The organism is Nocardiopsis eucommiae, from assembly GCF_965344335.1.
GTDB lineage: Bacteria > Actinomycetota > Actinomycetes > Streptosporangiales > Streptosporangiaceae > Nocardiopsis > Nocardiopsis eucommiae.
In genome coordinates this window covers 82847-106451 of sequence record NZ_CBDRIY010000002.1, presented here as the reverse complement: position 1 = coordinate 106451, position 23605 = coordinate 82847, and the positions used below count along the sequence as shown (strand labels likewise).

Below are 23605 nucleotides of genomic sequence, written 5' to 3'. Positions count from 1 at the left end.
TGGGATCAAGGCGACGGCGCGAGCGCCGTCGCGGCGGCCTCTGGCCGCTGCTCGGGCTGCGGGCTGACGCCCGGTCCCGAGCGCGGCCGAAGGCCGTGCTGCTTGCCATACTGACGTCGGCTAGCGACCAACGGTTGCCGTTCCGAGACAATCGGCTGATGACGTGCGGGGTTCCGAGGCACCCGATAGCGGACAGGGCTGTCTTGGGCCGCTGTCCCTGTCGCTATCGGGCACCTCGGCCGAGAAGTGTGGTTGCTGGCGCTCTGTGGCTGATGGAGCTTGGCGGGGGAAAGGCAGCCCGGCGCGGCGCCGCTGGGGTCTCCCTGCTTCGCCTCCGCCCGAAACTGCGAAGAAGCGTGAGCGCCAGGAGCAGAGGGCACCGTCCGCCGCGATGCAGATTCAGTGCAGATGACTCCGGGGAGCCGCCGGAAGCAGTGGGAAGCCGCCGGGGCTCACGCCCAGGTCACAAGCGGATCTGTCGGCTTGTCGACAGGTCGACGCTCGCCCCCGGGAGATCAGAAGGTTGGGGGTTCGAGTCCTCCCGAGTGCACCACCTTGAGACAGTGGAGACGATGCCCGGACCTGGAGACAGGTACGGGCATCGTCTTGTGTTGTCCCGTACCCCGTGCCCGAACCGCTCACGCAGCTCGGGCGGCTTCTTTTGTGGGCGGGGGGCCTCGTGCGGGTGCCGCCGGGCCGAGGGTGTCGGGCACCGGCCGCGTGTCGGGTCGACGGACTAGCGTTCGTCGTCTCGGTCGGCGGTGGTCACGCTGGTGAACCGCGTGGAGCCGAGCACCGAGAGCAGTCGCAGTTTCTCCGCCTCGGCGCCGCGCGGGTGAACCGACAGCACGACGAGCGTCTGGGACTGGTCCTCGCTGAAGAGCGCCTGGCAGTCGAAGCGGATCGTTCCGACCTCGGGGTGGACGAGGACCTTGTGGTCCTCGAACCGGTGGGCCACGTCATGGTCCGCCCACAGCCGCGCGAACTCCGGGCTGCTCCGTTCGAGTTCGCGGGCGAGGCGGGCGGCGGCGGAGTTCGCTCCCCGACGAGTGACGGCGATGCGCAGGGAGGCCACGAGTGAGCGGCCCTGGCGCTCCCGGTCCTCGGGCGGGTACACGGCCCGTTCGCTGTCGGGTCGCGTGAACCAGCGGTGGATACCGCTGCGGTCGTCGCCCGAGAACCGACTCCAGTCCCCGAAGAGCGCCACCGCCAGCGAGTTCTGCGCCAGGGGCTCGGCGATGTCGGAGACGACGAAGGCAGGGGTCGCGGAGAGGTTGTCCAGGACCCGCAGAAGAGCGGGTGAGACGTGCGAGGTTCCGGAGACCCGGTCCGGGGCGTTGTGCCCGGCCAACCGGTACAGGTGGTCCCGCTCGTCCAGGCTCAGGCGGAACACGCGTGCCAGGGCGTCCAGCATCGACGTGCTCGGCTCACTGCCGCTGCCGCGCTCCAGGCGGCTGTAGTAGTCGACCGACATCGCGGCCAGCTGCGCGACCTCCTCGCGTCGCAGTCCCCGCACCCGCCTGCGCGCGCCGGCGACCACGCCCACGTCCTCCGGGCGCAGGCTCTCCCGGCGCGACCGCAGGAACTCGGCCAGCCCAGTTCTCTCCATGGGAGACACTCTCCTCCGCCGCGCCACCCGTATCCAGGCCCTGCCAGGGCACGGTTCCACATGTCCTGGATGTGCCCCCGCCACGACCCTAGGTTTCCTGAGTGAACACCACCGGCGGCCGCGTCGTCGTTTCCGGACGCTTCCGAAACCGGCTGTGGCCAGGTCGGATCTCGCGTCGCCCAGCGCGAGGAGGTCGGCCCTCGGGAACCACCCTCGCGGACGCGGTCCCGCCGTTCCCCGAACCAGAGAGCAGACGAGGACATGAGTGTGAAGTGGACAGCGGCGCATCTCCCCGACCTGACCGGCAGGACCTTCGTCATCACTGGCGCCACCGGCGGGATCGGCCTGGTCGCGACGCGCGAACTCGCCCTTGCCGGAGCCGATGTCGTCATGGCCGTGCGCGACCCGGCCAAGGGCGCGCGGGTGGCCGACACCTTCGGCCGCGGCCGCGGCCGGATCGACGTGCGGCGGCTCGACGTCGCGAGTCTGGAGTCCGTCCGGGCGTTCGCCGACTCCTGGACCGGCCCCCTCGACGTCCTGATCAACAACGCCGGGGTCATGATGGTGCCCTACGCGAGCACCCACGAGGGTCTGGAGAGCCAGACGGCCACGAACTACTTCGGCCCGTTCGCGCTCACGAACGCGCTGCTCCCGCACGTCACGGACCGCGTCGTCCACGTGGCGTCGCAGCTGCACCGGTTGGGTACCGTCCGCCCCGACGACCTCAACTGGCAGAAGCGCGAATACGACCCCTGGAAGGCCTACTGCGACTCCAAGCTCGGCCTCCTGCTGTTCTCCCACGAGTTGCAGCGCAGGCTCGACGCCGTCGGCAGCCCCGTGCGGTCGGTCGTCGCGCATCCGGGGATCGCCAGGACGAACCTGGTCAGCCACGTCGGTGGTGTGGCGGGCTGGCTCAACGGTCTGGCGCGGCCCCTGCTGAACGACGCCGAGCACGGCGGGCTCCCCACCCTGTTCGCCGCGACACAGGAGGTCGGCGGCAACGCCTACGTCGGCCCCGACGGGATCGCCAGCGTCCGGGGCTATCCGAAGGTGCGCAGGGCCTCACGGTCCGCGCGCGAGCCGGAGTCGGCCGCGGCCCTGTGGGACGCCACGGTCCGGATCGTCGGTCCGGAGTTCTCCTTCGCGCTCGACCGGCCGAGCTGACCCCACACCGGCCGATGCCTCCGGGCGGTTCTCCCGTTCCCTCCGAGAGAGGCCGGGTGACGGGAGGGGCCCGGGCTCAGCGGCGCGGGCGCCGTCGTCCACGGGGCGTCTGCGCGCGTGCGCGCTCCTGCGGCACGGTGGACCGCACGGTCACCGGCAGGCCCGAGGGTTCGCGCGCCCCGGTCACCTCGGCCAGCTCCGGGGTGTCCGCTCCGGCGCCCAGGGTGCGCGGTTCGATCCGTGCCCTGCCGACCAGACGGGTCATGTCGCGGCGCTGGGCGGGCATCACCAGGGTGACCACGTTGCCGGACTCGCCGGCCCGGGCGGTGCGCCCGCCCCGGTGCAGGTAGTCCTTGTGGTCGGTGGGCGGGTCGATGTTCACGACCAGGTCCAGGCCGTCCACGTGGATACCGCGTGCCGCGACGTTGGTCGCGATCAGTGCCGTGACGTCGCCCCGCTTGAACTGGTCGAGGGTGCGGGTGCGTTGGGGTTGGGTGCGTCCGCCGTGCAGGGGCGCGGCGAGCACTCCGTTGGCGAGCAGGTGTGCGGCCATCCGGTCCACCGCGCGCTTGGTGTCGAGGAACATGATCACCCGGCCCTGTCGAGCGGCGATCCTGGTGGCGACCGACCTCTTCTCACCGGGGGAGACGTGCACGACGTGGTGCTCCATGGTGGACACGGCGCCCTCGGACAGGTCGACCGAGTGGACCACCGGGTCCTCCAGGAACCGGCGGACCAGCTGGTCGACGTTCCGGTCCAGGGTGGCGGAGAACAGCATGCGCCGCCCACTCTTCGGTACCACCTGGAGGATCGCGGTCACCTGGGGCATGAAGCCCATGTCGGTCATCTGGTCGGCCTCGTCCAGGACGGTGGTCTCCACCCGGTCCAGCACGCAGTCGCCGCGCTCCATCAGGTCGCGCAGCCGTCCCGGGGTGGCCACGACCAGGTGGCTCCCCTGCTGAAGGGAACGCGCCTGCCGGTGGAGGGGCATGCCGCCCACGACGGTGGTGGTGCGCACCCCCACCGAACGCGCGTAGGGCTCCAGGGATCCGGCGACCTGCTGGGCCAGCTCCCGGGTGGGGGCCAGGACCACGGCCAGGGGGCGCCGCGGTTCCGCGCTGCGACCGTCGAGGCTGGCGAGCAGGGGCAGGCCGAAGGCCAGGGTCTTGCCGGAACCCGTCCGGCTACGGCCCAGCACGTCGCGTCCGGCCAGGGAGTTGGGCAGGGTCGCCGCCTGGATGTCGGACGGGGTCGTCAGCCCTTGGCGGGCCAGGGTCCGCTTCAGGGCCGAGGGCATGTCCAGTGCCTCGAAGGAGTCCACGGGCGGCAGGGCCGGGGTGACGGTGACGGGGAGCGCGAACTCACCGGAGGGGCCCGCGTTGCGAGGGCGGGCGGAGCCGCCGGGACGCTGTCGACCGTAACTCCGTGCCGGTCGGGCACGGTCAGTGGTGGGGTGGGGATGGCTCATGAATGGCCTTTCGCCGTCGGAGTTCGCCGGGCGGGAGGCCTCACGGCCTCACAGAGAAAACCGGTGACACCGGATGAATGAAATCTGTACGCCCGACTGGAGGATTTCCGGGGCGAGTGGAGATGGTTTGAGAATCGGCGCGCGTGAAACCGGGCGCGGGAAAACAAAAAGACGGGGTCCGGCTCCTGGAGGGCGGACCCCGTCACGGGGGGAGTCGCCTCCCCCGGATCAGGCTTAGCGCAGCGTGATGTTCTCGGCCTGGGGGCCCTTGGCCCCGGCGACGGCGTCGAACTGCACGGACTGGCCTTCCGACAGCTCACGGTAGCCCGTGGCCTGGATGTTCGAGTAGTGGGCGAAGACGTCGGGGCCGCCACCGTCCTGCTCGATGAAGCCGAAGCCCTTTTCGCCGTTGAACCACTTGACTGTACCGGTGGCCATGATGGCACCTCTCGCTCGACAATGAAGAAAACCGCAGATGACGATTTTCCCGTCACTGCGGTGATCTCCTATGGAAGTGAGGTTCCATGGGGCCACTACTGCAACTCGTCTGACAGTAGCACAGAAAATTCCATTATCCCGATTATCTGGTGTGCCACGTGGCGTCAGAAAGAGTGGTGCGGAAAAGAGGGGGTGCACTGGGAGTCGTCGATCCGGTTCTCATGGGCCCCGTCGCGCGTTCGCCCCCGGGAGCGGCGCGAGTCACGACGGTGCGGCCCGTCGTGACCCACCGCTCAGGCCGGGGCGGGGACGGCGGTCGGCAGCCGGACCCCGGCGAGCTCCTCCAGCTGGCGCCACACCGACTCCATCGTGTCCGGAGGGGGCGACTGGGTCAGCGGGTTCGGGGTCAGGCGGACCGGCGGCCCCTTCACACCGCCGCTGGGGGAGTAGAGGTCGCCGCCCTGGGCCCGTGGGTCGGTGAGGGCGCGCAGGGCGGACCAGGCCGCCGCGTCCTTGCCCTGGGCCCACAACGTGTAGGGGTTGCGCTGGAAGGGGACCGTCTCGTCCCGGATGCCCGGGCGGCGCGGTGTCCGGGCGTCCACGCCGACCCCCGGGCGGGAGACCAGGGAGGCCACCGGCGCACTCGAGGCCCGCAGCCGCCGGTCGAGTTCGTAGGCGAACATCTCCGTGACCGCCTTGCTCCGGGTGTAGGCGCGCACACCGACGCGGGAACGGGCCCGCACGTCCCGGACCCCTGCGCGCAGCAGATCCACGAACGACGTCGAGGTGTGCACGATCCTGGCGGTTCCGCCGTGCCTTCGCGCGGTTCGCTCCAGGTGCGGGAGCGTCCCCGCCACAAGGCCCACGTTCGCCCGTACGTGGGTCGCCAGGAGCGTCGACAGGCCGTCGGCGGTCCGGTCGGCGGCGCGCAGCGCCATGGACCCGCCGTTCAGCAGCAGTCCGTCCAGACGTTCGTACTCCGCGAGTCGTGAGACGACCGCGGCCGTCGACGCCGGTGCGGCGAGGTCCAGGAGCAACGAGCTCAGGTTCGCGTCCGGTGCCTGCTCGCGGATCGCGGCCTCGGCGGTGCGCAGGCGTTCGGGCGAGCGCCCCGCGAGCACGACGTGCGCTCCGGCGGCGGCGAGTCGTTCCGCCGCGAAGTACCCGATGCCCGCGGTCGCCCCCGTCACCACCAGCGTGCGTCCGTGCTGCTCGGGCAGCACTTCGGTGTCCCAGTCCATGGTGCCTCTCCCTTGAATCGGATGAACTATCCGCTTACTGTAACAGCAAACGGATGGCTTATCCGATTCAAGTAGGATGCCCTCATGAACGCACTGCGCGCTGACGCCGCCCGGAGCCGGGAGCGCATCCTGGAGGTCGCCCGGCGCAGCGACCCCAAGGACCTGCGCCTCAACGAGATCGCCCGTGAGGCGGGGGTCGGGGTCGGGACCGTCTACCGTCACTTCCCCACGTCCCACGCCCTCGTCGAGGAGCTCACCGTGGAGACGTTGGGCCGACTGCGAGCGCTGACGGCTCAGGCCTGCGCCGACCCGGATCCGGGTCGGGGGTTCGAGGTGGCCCTGCGTGCCGTGGTCGACCTGCACCTGGAGGCGGGCGGTCTCCAGGCGGTCCTCCTCGCCAACGAGGACGTGAGCGAGGAGGTGGCGGCGCTCAAGGCCTCGATCTTCGGGGAGCTCGAGGGGCTTCTCCAGAGGGCGCAGGGGAGCGGTGCGCTCCGTGGGGACCTGACCACGGCCCAGGTCGAGCGTCTGGTCTGCGGGATCGAGCACGCCATCCGGCTGGGGGGCCCGGAGGACCGCGACGTCTTCGTGGACACCCTCGTCGCGGGTCTGCGGCCGACCGCCTCGCCCGCCACCGGGGCGACGTCCACGCGCTGAGGCTCCGTCCGCGCGCCGGGGCCCGCTTCCGGACGCGGCAGCGACGAACGGCCGTCGCTCCGGTGGATCGGCGGACGTGTGAGGGAAGGGGTCGGAGCCTTCGACGGCGGGCCGTGCGGTCCCCGTCGCTCCTCAGGCGCCCCGGTCGGTGGGGTCGCTGGCGCCGGACCGGACGGCGGAGGCCGCCCGGACCGTGCAGGCGGTTCGGGCGGCTTCCGGTGCGGTGCGGCTCAGTCGCTGACCCGGCTCCGGGACTGGTAGAGCAGGTCCTGGTACTCGGGGTGACGCGCGATCCACCCCGCGAAGAAGGGGCAGGTCGCCAGCACCCGCAGGCGCGCGGAGCGGGCCTCGTCGAGCGCGGCGCGGACCAGCGCGGACCCGACCCCACGACCCTCGTACTCCGGGGCCACCTCGGTGTGCACGAACGCGACGAGCTCCGCCGTGCGGATGTACCCCGCGATGCCCGCGACCTTCGTTTCTCCGTCGACGCGGGCCTCGTAGCGCTTCGCTTCGGGGACGTCGTTCACTTCGACCGCCATGGGTCCTCCTTGTGTCAGGCGCGGGAGTTCAACAGCTGCGTCTCCCAGGCGAAGGCGACACCGGTGGCACCACCGTGCTGCTCCAGGACCCCGGTCATGGCCGACACGGTCTCCTCACGGGCCCAGTCGCGCTGCCACTCGCCCGCCACCGCCAGCCAGGTGATCGGCACCACGCCGGCCTGGACCATCCGCCGCACGGCCATGTCGTGGGCCTCCGCCGAGGCACCGCCGGACGCGTCGGTGACCGCGAAGACCTCGTAGCCCTCGCCCGCCGCCTGGATCGCGGGCATCGCCACGCAGATCTCCGTCCAGAGACCGGCGATGACCAGCTTCTTCCGGCCGGTCGCCTTCACGGCGTCGACGACGCGCTCGTCCTGCCAGGTGTTGATGAAGGTGCGGTCGATCGGCTTCTGCTCCGGGAACACGTCCCGCAGCCCCTGGATGAGGTGTCCGCCGCGCTCCTCCAGCACGGTGGTCAGGACGGTCGGGACGTCGAACGCCCTGGCGGCCCTGCCCAGGGCGACGGCGTTGTTGACGACCATCGACGGCTCGTGGCTGTTCAGGTTGGCGAACTGGAACGGCTGGTGGTCGATCAGGAGGAGAACGCTCTCCTCCGGGGTCAGCAGTGCCTGGAGCCCGTTCTTGGGGGTGGTGCTCACGGGGGGTCCCTCTCCACGATGGGTGTGTAGTTGACGCGTCATCCAAATTAGCAGCATTGGTTGATGAGTCAACTATGATCCTCGACCAGGAGGTTGGTGCACCAACCTCCGGTGGTGTCGCGACGGAAGCGAGAGACGATGACCCTCACATCACGGAACTGGCCCGCCCTGCGGGTGTCGGACTGGACCCCCACCCGGGACACCCTGCACATGTGGACCCAGATCGTGGGCAAGATCCGCATGGCCCACGCTCCCCTGGTCAACCACTGGTGGCAGGTGACCTTCTACGTCAGCCCGCGCGGACTGACGACGTCGGCGGTCCCGTACGGCGACGGGGCCTTCGAGATCGAGTTCGACCTCGTCGGCCACCGGCTGGAGGTCCGCGGCAGCGACGGCGGGACGGGGGGCTTCCCGCTGCGTCCGATGACGGTCGCCGAGTTCTACGCCCGGATCCTGGACGTGCTCGGACGGCTCGGGATCGAGGCGCCGATCCGGCCGCGTCCCAACGAGGTCGACCCGGCGATCCCCTTCGCCGAGGACCACGAGCACGCCTCCTACGACGCCGAGGCGGCCACCCTCTTCTGGCGTCAGCTCCTCCAGGCGAACCGGGTGATCGGTGAGTTCCGGTCGCACTTCGTCGGGAAGGTCAGCCCGGTGCACTTCTTCTGGGGAGGGATGGATCTCGCCTGCACCCGCTTCTCCGGCCGGTCGGCTCCCCCGCACCCGGGCGGGGCCCCCAACTGCGGGGACTGGGTCATGGTCGAGGGCTACTCCCGGGAACTGTCCAGCTGCGGGTTCTGGCCCGGTGGCGGCGAGGAGGGCGCCTTCTACTCGTACGCCTACCCCGCCCCCGAGGGCTTCGCCGACCAGCCGGTCGGCCCCGAGGGCGCCTACTACAGCGCCGAGTTCCAGCAGTTCCTGCTGCCCTACGAGGTGGCCCGGGCCGCCCCCGACCCCGACCGGGCGGTCGCCGAGTTCCTCCGCACCACCTACGAGGCCGCCGCGAACCCCGGGCGCTGGGACCGGGCCGCCCTGGAGGACGACCCCCTCCGGTGGGCCGGGGCCTGAACAGACCGGGCGGCGGAGGGCCACTCCTCCGCCGCCCGCAGGTGGGTGAGACGTCAACTTCCTTGTTACGCTGCGTCCATGGACGAGACACCACGTTGGCTGGACGCGGAGGAGAAGGCCGCGTGGGACGGCTTCATTCACATGCAGGAGACGCTCATCGGGCGACTCTCCCGTCTCCTCCAGGCCGACTCCGGGATGTCCGCCTCCGACTACATGATCCTCGTCAACCTCACCGGCACCAGTGACGGGAAGATGCGTTTCCTGGAACTGGCCAAACTCCTGAACTGGGAGAAGAGCCGCATCTCCCACCAGGTGAGGCGGATGACGAAGCGTGGTCTGGTGGCCAGGGAGGAGTGCCCCGACGACGCTCGCGGAGCGTTCATCGTCGTGACCCCGGCCGGTCACGCGGCGATCGAGGAGGCGGCGCCCCTCCACGTCGAGCACGTGCGCCGTCTGTTCGTCGACGCCCTCACTCCGAACCAGCTCAGCACGTTCGCCCGGCTCAGCCAGCGCGTCTCGGACCACATGGAGAAGCAGCCCGACTGAGCCGACCCCCGGGTCGTCGCTGATCCGCGCCCCGCGCGATGATGAGGGATGTCATCCCCCACCGAAGCCGGGAATCCGACCGTGTTCGACATGTTCACCGACGCCGCGAAGCGCGTGGTCGTCCACGCCCAGGAAGAGGGCACGCGGCTCCACCACAGGCGGATGGGCCCCGAGCACCTGCTGCTCGGTCTGCTTCGCGAGGAGGAGGACCTGGCGGCCCGGGCCCTGGGCGGGCTCGGGGTCGGCTACGAGGCGGCCGAGGCGGAGGTCCTCAGGACCATCCCCGCGAGGAAGCGGCCCGTGGACGACGGGCTGCCCTTCTCCCGGGAGACCCGCGCGGCGCTGAGGTACTCCTTCCACGCCTCGGCCCGGCACGGGCACGGCCACCTGGGCACGGAACACCTGCTCCTCGGGGTCCTCTACCGGGACCGCGCGACCGTTCCCGGCCTGCTGCGGAACCTCGGGATCGCACCCGAACGGGTGCGAGGAGAGGTCGAGGACCTGATCGCCGCCATGACGCGGGAGGCCGCCGAGCCGGGGCCGCCCGTCACGAACCCGGCCACCGAAGCGCCCTCCCCCGACTCCGCCCCGGAGTCCCCGTGAGCGGACTCGACCCCGAGGGCCGCCTGAAGCTGGTGATCGCCTGCGTGCTGCTCTTCCTCGGCGGCCTGCTGATCCTGGTGTCCGCCACGCCGCTCACGGGCGATCCGGACCCGACGAACATGCTGGGTGGCGGGGTGATGATGGGGGTCTCGGTCCTGATCTACCTCCTGGTGCTCCGGCGGCGGTGAGGGAGGGACCTTCCGGCGCGGTGGCGTCGGGAACCCGAATATGACCCGCCCCGGTGCGGATTCCCCGAAATCCGAGCCGGGGTTTCTTCACGCGCGGGAAACGACGTCTTGATCCGCGTGAAATCGGGGTCCTGTCGTGTGTTCTCCCGAAGGGCCCACCACGGCACGAACGAACCCCCGGCGGCTCCGGAGCGGCCGGTTCCAACCACGGCGTGACTCGGCGGCTCGAGGCGGCGTCATGACACGCGGGGCGCTACCGCTGACGACGGAGTCGGCGGAGGGGACGCCGAACGACCCCGTCGGCGCCTCCGAGAAGAAGTCTCCTCGAAGGCTGCGCGAACACTCCGTCAGAGCGGGGCGGAGGGGGTGTCTCACCAAAAAATGTACCAGCGTTTGTCGCACATGGTGCGGGGGGTGTTTCCCCTTGTCCGACAGTGCTTCCGGGGTCGGAGTGAGGGCCCGCGAAAGCCTCCCCGGCGCTCGTGGGGACTTGCCACACGGCTCTCACGTGCTAAAACCTAGATGGGTTGGTGTTGCTACCAAACCCATAACGAATCGTTGAGAGGTGGTTCATGCATCTACTTCCCTCCGATACCGAGAAGCTTCTCCTGGCCGTCGCGGGCATGATCGCCCGGGACCGGCGGTCCAGGGGCGTCAAGCTCAACCAACCGGAATCGGTAGCGCTGCTGTCCTGCTGGGTGATCGAGCGGGCTCGTGAAGGAGCCAGAGTGGCCGAGCTCATGCAGGAGGGGCGCACCGTGCTCTCCCGTGAGGAGGTCATGGACGGGGTTCCCGAGATGATCCCGAACCTCCAGGTCGAGGCCACGTTCCCTGACGGACGCAAGCTGGTCACCATCACGGAGCCGATCCAGGCGCGTCCCCATCTCGTCGCCGGTGGCGTCCCGTCCCCGGAGCCGACCCGTCCCGTCCCCGGAGCGACCCCATGATCCCCGGTGAGATTCGTACCCGCTCCGTGCCCCTGGACCTGAACGCCGACCGCGAACGGTTGTCCCTCGTCGTCGTCAACGCCGGTGACCGAGCCATCCAGATCGGCTCCCACCTGCACTTCCCGGACGCCAACCCCGCGCTGCGCTTCGACCGCGAGGCGTGCCAGGGGTTCCGGCTGGACGTTCCCGCGGGCACCTCGGTCCGCCTGGAACCCGGTGTGAGCCGCACCGTCGAACTGGTCGCCCTCGGCGGCCGACGGTACGTTCCGGGCCTCCAGATCGAGGACCTGAGCAAGGAGCCCAGGACCGGCGAACGCGTGCCGCGGACGGTGGTCCCGTTCGGCACCCCCGGCGTCGAGGTCCCCGAACCGGAGCGCGCCTCCGGTACGACGATGCGCGTCGGCGAGGTCGACGCGCACGACGGCGACCCGGCCGAGGTGGTACCCACCGAGGTCCTGCCGGGGGACCAGGACGCGACAGAGGACACTGAGGAGCAGCAACCGTGAGCCGCATCGACCACCGTGAGTACGCGCAGCTGTACGGACCCACGGTCGGGGACCAGATCCGCCTGGGCGACACCGACCTGTGGATCGAGGTCGAGGAGGACCGCACCGTCGGCGGTGACGAGGTCGTCTTCGGCGGCGGCAAGAGCATCCGCGAGTCGATGGGCCAGGGCATGACCCTGCGCTCCGAGGGCGCCCTCGACCTGGTGATCACCAACGTGGTCGTCATGGACCACTGGGGGATCGTCCGGGGCGACGTCGGCATCCGCGACGGCGACATCGTGGCCATCGGCAAGGCCGGCAACCCGGACGTCATGGACGGCGTGCACCCCGACCTGCTGATCGGTCCCGGCACCGACGTCATCGCCGGTGAGGGCAAGATCCTCACCGCCGGCGCGATCGACACCCACGTGCACTTCCTCAGCGAGATCGAGATACGCGAGGCGTTGACCACCGGCACGACCACGGTGATCGGCGGCGGCACCGGCCCCACGGAGGGTTCCAAGGCCACGACGGTCACCCCGGGCGCGCACGCGCTGCGGATGATGCACCGCGCCCTGGACACGTTCCCGCTCAACGTCCTGCTGTTCAGCAAGGGCAGCACGGTGTCCATCGACGCGCTGCAAGAGGACGCCCTGGCCGGGGCGGGCGGCTACAAGGTCCACGAGGACTGGGGCGCGACCCCTGCGGCGATCGACGCGGCCCTGCGCGGCGCCGACGAGTTCGGTCTCCAGGTGGCGCTACACGCGGACTCCCTCAACGAGACCGGCTACGTCCAGCACACACTGGAGGCGATCGCCGGTCGCGGCATCCACGTGTTCCACTCCGAGGGCGCGGGCGGCGGCCACGCACCGGACATCATCATCACCGCCGGTGAGTCGAACGTCCTGCCCGCCTCCACCAACCCGACCCTGCCGTTCACGGTGAACACCGTGGCCGAGCACATGGACATGCTCATGGTGGTGCACCACCTGAACCCGCGTGTCCAGGAGGACCTGGCCTTCGCCGACTCGCGTATCCGCGCCACCACGATGGCGGCCGAGGACGTCCTGCTCGACATGGGCGCGATCGCGATCACCTCCACGGACGCGCAGGCGATGGGCCGCATCGGTGAGCTGATCTGCCGCACGTGGCAGGTGGCTCACGTGATGAAGAACAGGTACGGGCGGCTCTCCTCGGACCTGCCCGCCGACAACGCCCGTGCCCGCCGGTACGTCGCGAAGTACACCATCTGTCCCGCGGTGGCCCACGGCGTCGACCACGTGATCGGTTCCGTCGAGCCCGGGAAGATGGCCGACCTGGTGCTGTGGGACCCGGCGTTCTTCGGTATCCGGCCGTCGGCGGTGATCAAGTCGGGCGCGATCGTCGCGGCTCCTCTGGGCGACCCCAACGGAGCGGTCCCCCTGCCGCAGCCGGTGCTGCTGCGCCCGACCCTGGCCGCGCAGCCGACGTCGGCGGCGGACCTGGCGGTGAGCTTCGTGTCCCCGATGGCGATCGAGGACGGTCTGGCCGAGCGGCTGGGGCTCCAGCGCAGGCTGGTGGGCGTGCGCCCCACCCGGGACGTCACCAAGGCGGACATGCCGAACAACAACGCGCTGCCGAAGATCGACGTGGACCCGGAGACGTTCGCGATCAGCATCAACGGTGAGTTCGTGAAGCCCCAGCCGGTGGACGTGGTACCGCTCGCACAGCGGTACTCGATGTTCTAGGCCGCCGTGTGAGCACTGGACTGGGCACACTCCTGCTGGCCGACGCCCGGCTGCCGGTGGGCGGCCACACCTACTCGGCCGGGCTCGAACCCGCCCTGCTGGACGGCCTCCCGCCGCACCGCGTCCCCGAGTACATCGCGGCCCGCACACGCACGGTGGGCCTGGTGGAGGCGGCCGCCGCCGTCCTCGCCCACCGGGCGGTCGGGGGCGTCACCGCCTCGGCCGTGGACGGGACCGAGGGCGTCGGCGTGGACACCGGAGCCCTGGCCGACGCGCACGAGGCGCTGCTGGCCCGCTCACCGAGCGCGCCGCTCCGGGACATCTCGGGGCTGCTCGGCCGGGGGCTGGTCCGCCTCGCGGACCGCCTGTGGCCCGAGCACCCGGCGGTCAAGGCGCTGCGCACGCTGGGCCGGGCCCCGCAACGGCCGATCGCGCTCGGAGCGGTGGCCGCCGTCATGGGCGCGGACGAGGCGGAGGTCGCCCGGGTGAGCCTGTACGACGACGCCCAGACGGTCGCCTCCGCCGCGCTCAAACTCGCACCCGTCGACCCGGTGGACGCGGCCGGTTGGGTGCTCGGAGCCGAGGGGGTGATCTCCGCGACCGTCGCGGAGGCGCTCGCGGTCCGGGGGACCGACGACCTCCCGGCCCGTACCGCACCCCAGATCGAGGGGTGGTCCCTCGAACACCAACTCAAGACCAGGAGGATCTTCGTTGCCTGAGCAGACCGAAGCCAACGCGGCCGCAGGTTCCACCACCGCCCCCCGTCGCGCGATGCGCCTGGGCGTGGCCGGACCGGTCGGAACCGGCAAGAGCACGCTGATCGCGACCCTGTGCCGTGAGCTCGCGGACGAGCTGAGCATGGCCGTCGTCACCAACGACATCTACACCGACGAGGACGCCCGCCTGCTGCGCGCCGCCGGGGTCCTGCCGGTCGAGCGCATCCACGCGGTGGAGACCGGCGCCTGCCCGCACACGGCCATCCGCGACGACGTCACCCCCAACCTGCTCGCCGTGGAGGACCTGGAGGCGGAGTTCGCGCCGCTGGACCTCGTCGTGGTGGAGAGCGGCGGCGACAACCTCACCGCCACGTTCAGTCCCGCGCTGGCCGACGCGCAGATCTTCTGCCTGGACGTGGCCGGCGGCGGCGACGTGGCCCGCAAGGGCGGGCCCGGCATCGAGCGCGCCGACCTGCTCGTGGTGAACAAGACCGACCTCGCCCCGCACGTGGGCGTGGACGCGGAGCAGATGGTGGCCGACGCCACCAGCTCCCGCGGCGGACTCCCGGTGCTGGCCCTGAGCCAGAGCGACGACGTCTCCATCAGGGCCCTCGCCGGGTGGGTGCAGCAGGTGCTGGCCGACTACCGCGCGGGCCACCACGTGCCGCGCGACCCGGGCCCGATGGCCCCGCACTCCCACGCCGACGGCACCACCCACACCCACGAGGGTGACGGGCACGGCCACGAGCACGGATGAGCGAGACCGTCGCGGCCCGCGTGACCGTCGAACGGGTCGGCGGGCGGGTGCGCCTGACCGACCTGGCGGGGGGAACGTACCTGCGGGCCCAGCCCCTGGGCGTCCGGGGCGACACCGCCCGGGTGGCCCTGCTGGGGACCTACGCGCTGCTGCTCGCCGGGGACGACCTGCGAATGGAGATCACCGTGGGCCCCGGCGTGTGGCTGGAGCTGGTGGAGCCGTCCGGGATGGTCGCCTACGACGCCCGGGGAGGCGCCGCGAGCTGGCGGGCCGACCTGAACGTGGCGGACGGCGCGTGCCTGGTGTGGCGCGGCGCGCCGTTCGTGGTGACCGCGGGCGCGGACATCACCCGGGAGACACGGGTGCGCCTGTCCGGCTCGGGCCGGGCACTGGTGCACGAGACCCTGGTCCTGGGGCGCAGCTACGAGTCGTCCGGGGGGCCGCTGCGTTCGGTCACCCGGGCCGACGTCGACGGTCGTCCGCTCCTGGTGGAGGACCTCGACCTGCGGGATCCGCTGCTGTCCACAGCCCCCGGGGTCATGGGCGGCAACCGGGTGCAGAGCTCGACCTTCCTGCTCGGCGCCCGCCCGGAGCGGTCGGTGGGCGTGCGGGAGACCCTGTTGCACGGTCCCGGCGCCCTGGCCCGGGCGGTGGCGGAGCACGCCCACGAGGCGGACACGCGGGTCGCTGACTCCTGGGAGCGGTGGCGGGCGGAGTTCGCCGATCCGGCTGGGTACGAGGGTGCGACGGAGGACGTGTTCGCCTGAGGCCGCACGGACCACGAGGTACCCGGATCACGCGGGGCCGGGGAGCGTCCCCCGGCCCTTCCCCGTGTCCGGTCGGGGGAGTGGTCTGACGGTGCGGTGTCGGAGGTGTCGGCCAGCGGGTCTCTCGCCCGGTCGGCCGGGTTCTCCGCGACGGTCCGTGCCGAGCACCAGCGGGCCGCTCGGTCGCCCACGCAACCGGTCACTCCTGGCCAGGATCCGGTCGGCTGGTGAGGCGACCGGTCAGGGTCATCAGGACCGGCCCCGCCATGATCCCGCCCCAGTCGTTCTCGTCCGGCTTGAACAGGGACAGCAGGGCGACGTGCAGGGTCTGGTTCTCCGGTCGGGGCGGGACCCCGGGCCGGTGGCGGGCGGGCAACCGGATCTCCGGCCGTCCACCGGTCGGCCCGCGTCCCCGCCCCCTCCGCTCAGCCGGCCAGGTCCCCGAGGTCCACCACCTCGTCGGCCCACGCCCTCAACAGCGCGTGGTCGTGGCTGATCGCGAGGACGCCGACCCCCTCGGCGGCGAGCCCGGACAGCAGGTGCGCGACGGTCGCCGTGGAGGCGGCGTCGAGCATCGCGGTGGGCTCGTCGCAGACCAGGTAGGCGGGGGCGGCGGCCAGGGCCCGGGCCACGCAGGCCCGTTGCAGCTGCCCGGCGGAGACCTGGTCGGGGTACCGGTCGAGCAGGTCCGGGGTGAGCCCCACCCGGCGCGCCAGCTCGGCGGTCCGGTCGGCCGTCTCCGCCGCGCGTGAGCGGCCCCGCGCGGCGAACGGTTCCGCGATGATCCGCCGCAGCGGCATCCTCGGGTCCGTGGCGGCTCCGGGGGACTGGTGCAGCAGTCCGAGGCGGCCGTCCATCCGCCCCCGCCGGGTGGAGACGGGCAGGTCGTCGACGATCACGGTGCCCTCCTCCGGCGGGCGCAGACCCGTGAGGATCCGGGCCAGGGACGACTTGCCGCTGGCGGACGGACCCGTCAGCCCCAGCACGCGTCCGGGTGGGACGGTCAGGCTCACCCCCCGCAGGACCACCCGGTCCCCGTAACGGCAGGCGACGCGGTCAGCCACCAACGACATCGGTTGCTCCCGTCCGGTCGGTGAGGGAAGGGTCGGCGGGCGGGTCCGTCAGTTCCGGGGGCATCCCCGGCAGCGGGTGCAGCCCGTGCGCGGGCAGCGCCGCCATCAGCGCCCGGCTGTAGGGGTGCTCGGGTTCGGAGAGCACGCGTCGGGCGGGGCCACGTTCCACGATCCGCCCCGCGTACATCACCGCCATGTGGTCGGCCACCTCCGTCGTCTCCAGGGCCTGGAGGTCGTGGGTGATGACCAGGACCGCCGTTCCGGAGTCGGCCACGCGACGCAGCAGGCGCAGGACCTGGGCGGCGAGCTCCGGGTCCAGCCCGGCGGTGGGCTCGTCGGCCAGCAGCACCCGGGGCCGACCCGCGAGCGCGGCGGCCGTCACCGCCCGGACGGCCATGCCGCCGGAGAGCTCGTGGGGGAACAGTTCCGCCGCGTCGGCCTCCAGACCGACCCGTTCCAGGAGCTCGGGGACGGTCTCCTCGGTGCCCAGGGCGGAGACGACCTCGGCGATCTGCGGTCCCACCCGGCGCACCGGGGTGAAGGTCCCCGCCCCGGACTGCGCGGCCAGCCCGATCGTGCGCCCCCGGAGCGCGCGCCAGGCGCGCTCGTCGGCGCCCGACATCTCGCGGCCGTCCACCACCACGCTCCCGGAGGAGCGGGTCCCGGCGGGCGACAGCCCGCACAGGGCCGAGGCCAGCGTGGACTTCCCGGAACCGGACTCCCCGACCAGCGCGGTCAGTTCGCCCGCGCGCAGGTCGAGGTCGAGTTCCGTGGCGGCGTGCACCCAGCGGCCGTCGTCGGTGGGCAGCCGCAGGGTCAGGGACCGTACCCGGACCAGCGGCGGGACGGAGTCGGGTGACGTGTCGCCGTCCGGAGGGAGGGTGACCGGCAGCGGGTCCGGACCCCGGCCGCGCCGCCGTCCGGGACGGCCGCCGTCCAGCGCGCGGGTCAGCCCGGCCACCGAGAGCGTGGTGGCCACGAGCACCCCGGCCGGGGCGGCCAGAGTCCACCACGCCCCGGTGAAGACGTCGCCGCGCGCGACCTCCAGCAGGGTGCCCAGGCTGGCCTCGTCGGGGGACAGGCCCAGGCCCAGGAAACTGAGCGTGGACTCGTGCCAGACGGCGTGCGGGACCAGCATGACCAGACCCACCACCGCCTGGGGGAGCGCGGCGGGCAGCAGGTGCCGTCCCAGCACCTGCCCTCGGGAGGCCCCCCACAGGTAGGCGGCCTCGACGTACTCCGAGGAGCGCACCGACAGCATCTCGGCGCGCACCACACGGGCGATCTGCGGCCAGTGCGTGAGCGCGATCGACGCGATGATCGCGGGCAGCGACCCGGGGTAGAGGGCGACGATGACGACGCCGATCAGCAGGTGGGGCAGGGCGTTCACCCCGTCGGTGGTGCGCATGAGAAGGCGGTCCACCCGGCCGCCCGCGGTGGCGGCGACCGCGCCCACGGCCACGCCCAGCACCGTGGCCACCACGGCGCAGACCAGCGCCACCAGCAGGGACACCCGCAGTCCCTCGGCGGAGCGCACGAACAGGTCGTAGCCCGAGTGGTCGGTACCGAACCACTGGCCGGGGCCCGGAGGCAGCAGCGCCCGGGCGAAGTCTGCCGTCTGCGTCCCGGCCCACCAGGGGACCAGGACTGCGTAGGCGACCAGGGCGGCCAGGGTCGCGGCGGGCAGGATCCGGACGGCGCGGCGTCGGCGGGGCCGTGCGACCGCCGGGGACGGTACCGCGTTCGCGCTGGGCCCGGTCACGGCGTGGTGCGTGTCCCGTGTGTCTGGTGTGCCCAGTGCGGTCTGTGAGTCCAGAGGGTCCGACGAGGTCGGGGAGGTCGGGTCGGGTACGGGCTCAGACATCGGCGCTCACCCTCGGATCCAGGAACAGGTACGCGGAGTCGGCCAGCAGCGAGCCGAGCAGTACGACGGCGGTGGTGGCCAGCGTCAGGGCGGCCAGCAGGGGGAAGTCGAGCGACTGCGCCGAGGAGACCAGCGCGGCGGCGATGCCCGGCCAGGCGAAGATCTCCTCCACCAGCACCGCGCCCACGACCAGTTCGGGCAGCCGCGCCCCCACGATCGTGACGAGGGGGGCGAGCGAGACCGGCAGCACGTGACCGGTGACCACCCTGGCGGGGGAGACCCCGCGCGCCCGGGCGGCGCGGACCGGCTCGGACCCCCGGGCACGGGCCACGGCGGTACGCACCGCCAGCAGCAGCCACGGGAGCTGGGTCAGGGCGAGGGTGCAGGCGGGCAGCACCAGGTGGGTCACCACACCGCCGAACGTGGGGGCCTCACCGGGGGCGGCGGCCCCCGCCACCGGGGCCCAGCGCAGGACCACCGCGAACACGGTGACCGAGCCCAGGGCGAGGACGAACGGGGGCACCGCCTGCACCAGCACGCCGACGCGCGTGATGACCCGGTCCGACCACGACCCGGGACGGAGCCCGGCGACCGTGCCCCACACCAGGGCCGACAGTACGGCGACGGCCAGGGCGGTGCCGGAGAGCAGCAGGGTCCACGGGAGTCGTTCGGCGAACACCTCGGAGACCGGCATCGCGTACCCCCGGGACCAGCCCAGGTCCCCTTGGAGCAGGTCGGAGACCCAGGACCACCAGGCCCGCCACCAGGGGACGTCGAACCCCAGAGCGGTGCCGAGGGACTCCCGCTGCTCGGCGGTGGTCCTCTGGTAGCCCGCCCCCAGGTAGGCGGCGAGCGGGTTGAAGGGGGAGCGCGCGGCCAGCAGGAACACCAGCGCGCTCAGTCCCACGAGCATCGGGAGGCCGATGGCGACGCGGCGCGCCACCAGTCCCGCCAGCTCGCGGCGGCGGTCCCGCCACCGGGTCCGGTGCGGCCGGACCCGGCGGACGGGGGAGGAACTCATCGACGCCACTCGGAGAGGTTCCACCACGGGCCCCAGGAGACCCCGTGGGCGTGGGGTTCGAGCACGAGCGGGCCGCGGTCCCAGTCGTCCTCGGCGGCGACGTAGGTGTGGTCGACGAACGCCATGAACACGTAGGTGGGGTTCTCGACGTAGGCCCGCTGGACCCGTTGGTAGGCCTCGACGCGCTCGTCGGGGTCCAGGGTGCGCCGGGCCTCCTCCAGGGCCTCGTCGACGCCCGGGACGGCGAAGTCGCCCGGGTTCTCGTAGGTGGGGGTGTCGGCCTCGCGGGTGTGCAGGGTGGCGTACACCTGGGTGTCCAGGTCGTAGGGCTTGTCACCGCCGCCGAGCAGGATGCCCGCCTCGGTGGAGTTCTCACCCATCTCGTCCCAGGAGGCGCCCTGGATGTCGACCTCGATCCCCAGCGGCAGCATCTCGGCGGCGAAGGCCGTGGCGAGGTCGCGGCGCAGGTTGTCCGAGGCCAGGTAGTACAGGGTGAACTCGGCGCGGTCGCCGTCGCGGACGCGGACCCCGTCCGGGCCCTCCTCCCATCCGGCCTCGTCCAGGAGGTCGGCGGCTGCCTCGGGGTCGTACTCGAAGACGGCCTCAGGGTCGTGCGCCGCGCCGTAGACGTCGGGGACCGGGGTGTGGGCGGGACGGCCGTGACCGGCGAGCACGTTCTCCACGACGCCGTCGCGGTCCACGCCGAGGTTCATCGCGAGCCGGGCGTTCGGGTCGGCGGTGAAGGGGTGGTCCGAGGGGAGGGAGAGGCCGCGCCACTCGGCGGTGCGCACGGGCACGACCTCGGTGCCGTCGACGTCCGCGAAGGTCTGGGCGGTGACCGGGGGGAGCACCGTGCCGTCGATGTTGCCCGCCCGCATGCGCTGGGCACGGGTGTTGTCGTCGGGCACGGAGAGGATGACCAGCTCGGTGACCTCGGGCGCCGTGCCGTGGTACTCGGGGTTGGCCTCGAACACCGCCTGGTCGGCGCTGAGGTCGGCCAGCACGTAGGGGCCGGTCCCGACCGGCGCGCGGTTGCGCTCGGAGTCCGCAGCGGGGCCCGGGGTGATCTCCTCGGACGGGGTGATGCCGAGGGTGAGCCGCGCGGGCATCGCGTAGTAGGGGTAGTTCAGGGTGAAGCGCACGTGGTGGTCGTCGACGGCGGTGACCGACTCGATCATCGAGTACGAACCGGCGACCTCCGACGCGGTGTCGGGGTCGATCACGGCCGAGTAGGTGGCCACGACGTCCTCGGCGTCGAGGGCGGAGCCGTCGGAGAAGGTGACGTCGGTGCGCAGCTCCACGTCCCAGACGGTGTTGTCGTCGTTGGGCTCGGGAGCGGAGGCGGCGAGGGCGGGGACGAGTTCGGGGAGTGCGTCGTCGCCGGAGGACTCGGGGCGCAGGAGGCCCTCGAAGATCGGGGAGACACCGAGTTCGCCGTAGCCGTTCACGGGGTCGAACTCACCGACGGGCTGGGCGTCGGCGAGGACGATCCGGGTCGGCGTGCCCGTGGCGTCGGCCTCGGTGGAACCGGTGCAGGCGGTCAGGAGGAGGGTCGGGGCGAGGGCGGTCGCGAGGAGGGCGCGTGACGGGACGGTTCCGTTCATGCAGTGCTTCCTTGTGGGAGTCGTGGTCTTTCGATGGCGAAAGGTTGACCATCTGATCAGATGATAAGGTATTGATCGTTCCCGTCGGCCACGTGTTCGACCAGGGCCGCCCCGCACCGGAGACGACGGTCACCCTTCGGGCCCGATCGGGGATAATGGACCCGATGACCTCCCACAGCGACGGGTTCCCCTCGGAGCCCAAGATCGACATCGGAGCCTGGGCGGACCGCTTCCGCCTGCTCGGAGACCCGACACGTCTGCGCCTGCTGGCCGCGATGCACCACGCGGGACCGGCGAAGGCCTCGGTCGGGGAGCTCGCCGCGATGGCCGGGATCACCGACGTCGCCGCCTCCCAGGCCCTGAGAACCCTGCGCCTCCAGGGCTGGGTCCAGGACGAGCGGGTCGGGCGCACGGTGCGCTACACACTCGTCGACACCACGGTGCACTCCCTGCTGCACCTGATGGGCGCCGAACACTGAGGGACGCCGAACACCGAGGGGACGCCGTCGGGGCGGGTGCCTCGCGCACCCGCCCCGTCGACGTCCCCCCGTTGACCCCTAGTCGATCCGGAACAGCGTGGTCGTGCCGGAGACCTCGTTGGCCACGGCCAGCACCGGGGTCCCGGGGATCGGGGAGTCACCGGCGCTGATGAAGGTCAGACCCTCCGCGCCCAGGTCACCGGCCTCGCGGCCGGCCGGGTCCTCGGCGAAGTCGCGGTTGTTGAGGTACTGGGCGAAGGTCACGGCGCGCGGGTCCGTGACGTCGTAGACCATCACCCCGCCCACGCGCTCCAGGCCCACGAACGCGTAGGTGCGGCCCCGCACCTCGCCCAGCACGACCCCCTCGGGCTCGGGGCCCTTGTCGTCGCTGCGGCCGTCGAAGGTGTTCTCGCGGTGGTTGGAGTTGAAGAACTCCGGCGCGGCCTCGGCGGTGATCCGCTCGAAGTCGGAACCGGAGTCGAACAGCTGCTCGCCGTCAGCGCCGAAGATCGAGAAGGACCGCCCGCCGAACGAGCGGATCTCCTCGTGGCAGGAACCGTCCTCGCTCAGTCCCTCGGCGGTGCTGACCGAGAGCCGTCCCAGGTTGTGGTCGGCGGTCAGCTCCTCGACGGTCCCGATCCCCCGGTCGTTGTCCTCCAGGAACTCCCGGACGCCCGGGGCGTCCTCGCACAGTTCCAGGTCCTTGAGGCGGGTCTCCTCCGAGTAGCCGTCCCAGTCGCGGGCGTCGCCCTCGTTGGCGGTGACCAGCAGGGTCTGCCCGCGCCACCGGTAGCTGTCGAAGCCGTCGGGCTGGTACATGCCCCGGACCGGCCAGTTCGCGAGGGTGATCGCGCCGTCGCGGTCGGACACGTCCAGCTCGTTCCCGGGCTCCATGTGGTCCTTGGTGCCGAAGGGGACGATGTCGGTGAACTCCGCCCGGCGCAGGTCCAGGACGGCGAAGGCGTTGGCCTCCTGGAGCACCACGTGGGCGCTGTGGTTGGTGTCCGCCACGATGTACTCGGGCTCCAGGTCGCGCGCCACCCGCCCGGGCGTCCCGGCCTCGCCGGTGGACAGGTCCGGGCCGTACACGCGCACGTCCGGGTGGAGCTCGCGGCCCTCGTCCCAGGCACGGAAGTCGGCGGTGCGCACGTCGTCCTGGGTGAGCGCGGCGGGCCTGCGGTTCACCGGGATCACGCTCACGGAGCCCTCGGGGTCGACCGTGACGTCGTCGTTCGGCTCGCCCTCGTTAGCGACGAGCAGGGTGCGGCCCTCGGGGGTGAAGGTCAGCATGTCCGGCAGCGCGCCGACCCGCAGGGCGTTCACGGCCCTGCCGCCGGTGTCGAAGAGAACCACCCATCCGTCGTCGGTGCGGTCGGCGGCCTCCACGGCCACGGCCACCACGTTCCCGTGCACCGCCACGGAGTTGGCGGCCCCGCCCCGCTCCACCACGGACCCGTCCGCCGCCCGGACACCCGCGGTCTCCAGGTCGAAGAGTTTCTCGGGCCGCTCGGGGTCGGACACGTCCAGGACCTCCACCACGGCGGCGGCCGCGTTGACCACGAACAGGCGCTGGGTGCGCGGGTCGTGGGCGACGATCTCCGCGCCCGAGGCGTCGAAGACGTCGGCGTGGTAGGTGCCCAGGGCGGACAGTTCGACGGCCCCGGTCGCCTCGGGAGCACCGTACGAGGTCGCCTCGTCGGCGTGGACGGGGGCGGCCAGGGTGAGGCCGAGGGCCAGGGCGGCCGAGACGGTGAGGGATCTGCGCATGGGGGTTCCTGGGGTTCGCGGGTGGGGAACAGGCGAAGCCAACCATCGCGGGACGAGGGGAGCCCCAACTTCCGGTGACCTCCGGGTGAAGGGGCGGCCCCGATACCAAGCGTTCCCGTCGCAGGTCAGAGGATGAACGGACGGTCGCCTCCCGGAACGCGCTCCGGCGACGCGCCGACCACCGTCCCCGGCACCGTGCGGACCGTGAGATGGCGCCC

General features: G+C 72.1%; 25 protein-coding genes. 13 read left to right on the top strand and 12 right to left on the bottom strand.

The features are described from left to right. Nucleotides 1-736 precede the first annotated feature (736 nt). On the bottom strand, nucleotides 737-1609 hold the full coding sequence (locus ACRWK8_RS01990; RefSeq protein WP_431867953.1) for a helix-turn-helix domain-containing protein: 873 nt from the start codon (nucleotides 1607-1609) through the stop codon (nucleotides 737-739). A gap of 267 nt (nucleotides 1610-1876) precedes the next feature. Between ACRWK8_RS01990 and ACRWK8_RS01985 the strand changes: the two genes are divergently transcribed. Further along, nucleotides 1877-2773, top strand: coding sequence for an SDR family NAD(P)-dependent oxidoreductase (locus ACRWK8_RS01985; protein ID WP_378735550.1), 897 nt, complete (start codon nucleotides 1877-1879; stop codon nucleotides 2771-2773). A 76-nt stretch (nucleotides 2774-2849) separates the two neighbouring features. Here the strand turns inward: ACRWK8_RS01985 and ACRWK8_RS01980 are convergent, their stop codons facing one another. The 3 genes from ACRWK8_RS01980 to ACRWK8_RS01970 all read right to left on the bottom strand — a co-directional run bounded on the left by ACRWK8_RS01980 (nucleotide 2850) and on the right by ACRWK8_RS01970 (nucleotide 5920). After that, nucleotides 2850-4241 (bottom strand): DEAD/DEAH box helicase, encoded by a 1392-nt coding sequence (locus tag ACRWK8_RS01980; RefSeq protein ID WP_431867950.1) that lies wholly within the window; start codon nucleotides 4239-4241, stop codon nucleotides 2850-2852. 234 nt (nucleotides 4242-4475) lie between these two features. Then, the gene (locus ACRWK8_RS01975; RefSeq protein ID WP_378735555.1) at nucleotides 4476-4679 is read right to left on the bottom strand and encodes a cold-shock protein; all 204 of its coding nucleotides are present in this window, start codon (nucleotides 4677-4679) and stop codon (nucleotides 4476-4478) included. Nucleotides 4680-4972: 293 nt separating this feature from the next. Beyond that, the gene (locus tag ACRWK8_RS01970; RefSeq protein ID WP_431867948.1) at nucleotides 4973-5920 is read right to left on the bottom strand and encodes an SDR family NAD(P)-dependent oxidoreductase; all 948 of its coding nucleotides are present in this window, start codon (nucleotides 5918-5920) and stop codon (nucleotides 4973-4975) included. 84 nt (nucleotides 5921-6004) lie between these two features. On the opposite strand from ACRWK8_RS01970, the gene ACRWK8_RS01965 reads away from it, so the two are divergent. Further along, nucleotides 6005-6577 (top strand): TetR/AcrR family transcriptional regulator, encoded by a 573-nt coding sequence (locus tag ACRWK8_RS01965; protein ID WP_378735559.1) that lies wholly within the window; start codon nucleotides 6005-6007, stop codon nucleotides 6575-6577. A 230-nt stretch (nucleotides 6578-6807) separates the two neighbouring features. Here ACRWK8_RS01965 and ACRWK8_RS01960 read toward each other — a convergent pair whose 3' ends face one another. Both ACRWK8_RS01960 and ACRWK8_RS01955 read right to left on the bottom strand, forming a co-directional pair. Further along, nucleotides 6808-7116, bottom strand: coding sequence for a GNAT family N-acetyltransferase (locus ACRWK8_RS01960; protein ID WP_378735561.1), 309 nt, complete (start codon nucleotides 7114-7116; stop codon nucleotides 6808-6810). A 14-nt stretch (nucleotides 7117-7130) separates the two neighbouring features. Beyond that, nucleotides 7131-7775 carry a hydrolase gene (locus ACRWK8_RS01955; RefSeq protein ID WP_431867945.1) on the bottom strand — a complete coding sequence of 215 codons (645 nt, stop codon included), beginning with the start codon at nucleotides 7773-7775 and terminating at the stop codon, nucleotides 7131-7133. A gap of 138 nt (nucleotides 7776-7913) precedes the next feature. Here ACRWK8_RS01955 and ACRWK8_RS01950 point away from each other — a divergent pair, with 138 nt between their 5' ends. The 10 genes from ACRWK8_RS01950 (at nucleotide 7914) to ACRWK8_RS01905 (ending at nucleotide 15579) form a co-directional block, all read left to right on the top strand. Beyond that, nucleotides 7914-8843 (top strand): DUF5996 family protein, encoded by a 930-nt coding sequence (locus ACRWK8_RS01950; RefSeq protein ID WP_378735565.1) that lies wholly within the window; start codon nucleotides 7914-7916, stop codon nucleotides 8841-8843. Nucleotides 8844-8921: 78 nt separating this feature from the next. Further along, on the top strand, nucleotides 8922-9389 hold the full coding sequence (locus ACRWK8_RS01945) for a MarR family winged helix-turn-helix transcriptional regulator (protein WP_378735567.1): 468 nt from the start codon (nucleotides 8922-8924) through the stop codon (nucleotides 9387-9389). Between the two features lie 48 nt (nucleotides 9390-9437). After that, nucleotides 9438-9992, top strand: coding sequence for a Clp protease N-terminal domain-containing protein (locus ACRWK8_RS01940; protein WP_431867943.1), 555 nt, complete (start codon nucleotides 9438-9440; stop codon nucleotides 9990-9992). Further along, the gene (locus ACRWK8_RS01935; RefSeq protein ID WP_378735575.1) at nucleotides 9989-10180 is read left to right on the top strand and encodes a hypothetical protein; all 192 of its coding nucleotides are present in this window, start codon (nucleotides 9989-9991) and stop codon (nucleotides 10178-10180) included. Before ACRWK8_RS01940 ends, ACRWK8_RS01935 begins: the two co-directional genes overlap by 4 nt. Nucleotides 10181-10752: 572 nt before the next feature. Continuing rightward, nucleotides 10753-11127, top strand: coding sequence for an urease subunit gamma (locus ACRWK8_RS01930; protein ID WP_431867940.1), 375 nt, complete (start codon nucleotides 10753-10755; stop codon nucleotides 11125-11127). Continuing rightward, nucleotides 11124-11633 (top strand): urease subunit beta, encoded by a 510-nt coding sequence (gene ureB, locus ACRWK8_RS01925; protein WP_378735589.1) that lies wholly within the window; start codon nucleotides 11124-11126, stop codon nucleotides 11631-11633. Before ACRWK8_RS01930 ends, ureB begins: the two co-directional genes overlap by 4 nt. Then, nucleotides 11630-13339, top strand: coding sequence for an urease subunit alpha (locus tag ACRWK8_RS01920; protein ID WP_378735591.1), 1710 nt, complete (start codon nucleotides 11630-11632; stop codon nucleotides 13337-13339). Before ureB ends, ACRWK8_RS01920 begins: the two co-directional genes overlap by 4 nt. A gap of 8 nt (nucleotides 13340-13347) precedes the next feature. Then, on the top strand, nucleotides 13348-14058 hold the full coding sequence (locus ACRWK8_RS01915; protein WP_431867938.1) for an urease accessory protein UreF: 711 nt from the start codon (nucleotides 13348-13350) through the stop codon (nucleotides 14056-14058). A 52-nt stretch (nucleotides 14059-14110) separates the two neighbouring features. After that, nucleotides 14111-14812, top strand: a complete 702-nt coding sequence (gene ureG / locus ACRWK8_RS01910) for an urease accessory protein UreG (RefSeq protein WP_431868070.1) — start codon at nucleotides 14111-14113, stop codon at nucleotides 14810-14812. Next, entirely contained in the window at nucleotides 14809-15579 is a 771-nt protein-coding gene (locus ACRWK8_RS01905; RefSeq protein ID WP_431867936.1) for an urease accessory protein UreD, read from the top strand. The genes ureG and ACRWK8_RS01905 overlap by 4 nt, the downstream gene beginning before the upstream one ends. 199 nt (nucleotides 15580-15778) lie before the next feature. On the opposite strand, the gene ACRWK8_RS01900 is transcribed toward ACRWK8_RS01905, so the two are convergent. From ACRWK8_RS01900 to ACRWK8_RS01880, 5 genes are all read right to left on the bottom strand, one after another. Further along, nucleotides 15779-15955, bottom strand: a complete 177-nt coding sequence (locus ACRWK8_RS01900; protein ID WP_431867934.1) for a hypothetical protein — start codon at nucleotides 15953-15955, stop codon at nucleotides 15779-15781. A 49-nt stretch (nucleotides 15956-16004) separates the two neighbouring features. Beyond that, nucleotides 16005-16652: an ABC transporter ATP-binding protein gene (locus ACRWK8_RS01895; RefSeq protein WP_431867932.1), complete on the bottom strand. Its 648-nt coding sequence runs from the start codon at nucleotides 16650-16652 to the stop codon at nucleotides 16005-16007. After that, complete coding sequence (locus ACRWK8_RS01890; RefSeq protein WP_431867930.1) at nucleotides 16636-18414, bottom strand: dipeptide/oligopeptide/nickel ABC transporter permease/ATP-binding protein; 1779 nt, start codon at nucleotides 18412-18414, stop codon at nucleotides 16636-16638. The genes ACRWK8_RS01895 and ACRWK8_RS01890 overlap by 17 nt, the downstream gene beginning before the upstream one ends. A 94-nt stretch (nucleotides 18415-18508) precedes the next feature. Beyond that, a complete protein-coding gene (locus tag ACRWK8_RS01885; RefSeq protein ID WP_378735603.1) occupies nucleotides 18509-19537 on the bottom strand; it encodes an ABC transporter permease in 1029 nt (342 codons plus the stop codon). Next, on the bottom strand, nucleotides 19534-21141 hold the full coding sequence (locus ACRWK8_RS01880; protein ID WP_431867927.1) for an ABC transporter substrate-binding protein: 1608 nt from the start codon (nucleotides 21139-21141) through the stop codon (nucleotides 19534-19536). Before ACRWK8_RS01880 ends, ACRWK8_RS01885 begins: the two co-directional genes overlap by 4 nt. A 164-nt stretch (nucleotides 21142-21305) precedes the next feature. Here ACRWK8_RS01880 and ACRWK8_RS01875 point away from each other — a divergent pair, with 164 nt between their 5' ends. Further along, nucleotides 21306-21620, top strand: a complete 315-nt coding sequence (locus ACRWK8_RS01875; protein WP_378735607.1) for an ArsR/SmtB family transcription factor — start codon at nucleotides 21306-21308, stop codon at nucleotides 21618-21620. A gap of 78 nt (nucleotides 21621-21698) precedes the next feature. Here the strand turns inward: ACRWK8_RS01875 and ACRWK8_RS01870 are convergent, their stop codons facing one another. Continuing rightward, nucleotides 21699-23387, bottom strand: a complete 1689-nt coding sequence (locus ACRWK8_RS01870) for a choice-of-anchor I family protein (RefSeq protein ID WP_431867925.1) — start codon at nucleotides 23385-23387, stop codon at nucleotides 21699-21701. Nucleotides 23388-23605 lie beyond the last annotated feature (218 nt).

Bases quoted from the DNA above. Each gene is read 5' to 3' on its own strand.
- ACRWK8_RS01990 (WP_431867953.1), bottom strand. From the start codon at position 1,609: ATGGAGAGAACTGGGCTGGCCGAGTTCCTGCGGTCGCGCCGGGAGAGC.
- ACRWK8_RS01980 (WP_431867950.1), bottom strand. From the start codon at position 4,241: ATGAGCCATCCCCACCCCACCACTGACCGTGCCCGACCGGCACGGAGT.
- ACRWK8_RS01975 (WP_378735555.1), bottom strand. From the start codon at position 4,679: ATGGCCACCGGTACAGTCAAGTGGTTCAACGGCGAAAAGGGCTTCGGC.
- ACRWK8_RS01970 (WP_431867948.1), bottom strand. From the start codon at position 5,920: ATGGACTGGGACACCGAAGTGCTGCCCGAGCAGCACGGACGCACGCTG.
- ACRWK8_RS01965 (WP_378735559.1), top strand. From the start codon at position 6,005: ATGAACGCACTGCGCGCTGACGCCGCCCGGAGCCGGGAGCGCATCCTG.
- ACRWK8_RS01960 (WP_378735561.1), bottom strand. From the start codon at position 7,116: ATGGCGGTCGAAGTGAACGACGTCCCCGAAGCGAAGCGCTACGAGGCC.
- ACRWK8_RS01950 (WP_378735565.1), top strand. From the start codon at position 7,914: ATGACCCTCACATCACGGAACTGGCCCGCCCTGCGGGTGTCGGACTGG.
- ACRWK8_RS01945 (WP_378735567.1), top strand. From the start codon at position 8,922: ATGGACGAGACACCACGTTGGCTGGACGCGGAGGAGAAGGCCGCGTGG.
- ACRWK8_RS01940 (WP_431867943.1), top strand. From the start codon at position 9,438: ATGTCATCCCCCACCGAAGCCGGGAATCCGACCGTGTTCGACATGTTC.
- ACRWK8_RS01930 (WP_431867940.1), top strand. From the start codon at position 10,753: ATGCATCTACTTCCCTCCGATACCGAGAAGCTTCTCCTGGCCGTCGCG.
- ureB (WP_378735589.1), top strand. From the start codon at position 11,124: ATGATCCCCGGTGAGATTCGTACCCGCTCCGTGCCCCTGGACCTGAAC.
- ureG (WP_431868070.1), top strand. From the start codon at position 14,111: ATGCGCCTGGGCGTGGCCGGACCGGTCGGAACCGGCAAGAGCACGCTG.
- ACRWK8_RS01905 (WP_431867936.1), top strand. From the start codon at position 14,809: ATGAGCGAGACCGTCGCGGCCCGCGTGACCGTCGAACGGGTCGGCGGG.
- ACRWK8_RS01895 (WP_431867932.1), bottom strand. From the start codon at position 16,652: ATGTCGTTGGTGGCTGACCGCGTCGCCTGCCGTTACGGGGACCGGGTG.
- ACRWK8_RS01885 (WP_378735603.1), bottom strand. From the start codon at position 19,537: ATGAGTTCCTCCCCCGTCCGCCGGGTCCGGCCGCACCGGACCCGGTGG.
- ACRWK8_RS01880 (WP_431867927.1), bottom strand. From the start codon at position 21,141: ATGAACGGAACCGTCCCGTCACGCGCCCTCCTCGCGACCGCCCTCGCC.
- ACRWK8_RS01875 (WP_378735607.1), top strand. From the start codon at position 21,306: ATGACCTCCCACAGCGACGGGTTCCCCTCGGAGCCCAAGATCGACATC.
- ACRWK8_RS01870 (WP_431867925.1), bottom strand. From the start codon at position 23,387: ATGCGCAGATCCCTCACCGTCTCGGCCGCCCTGGCCCTCGGCCTCACC.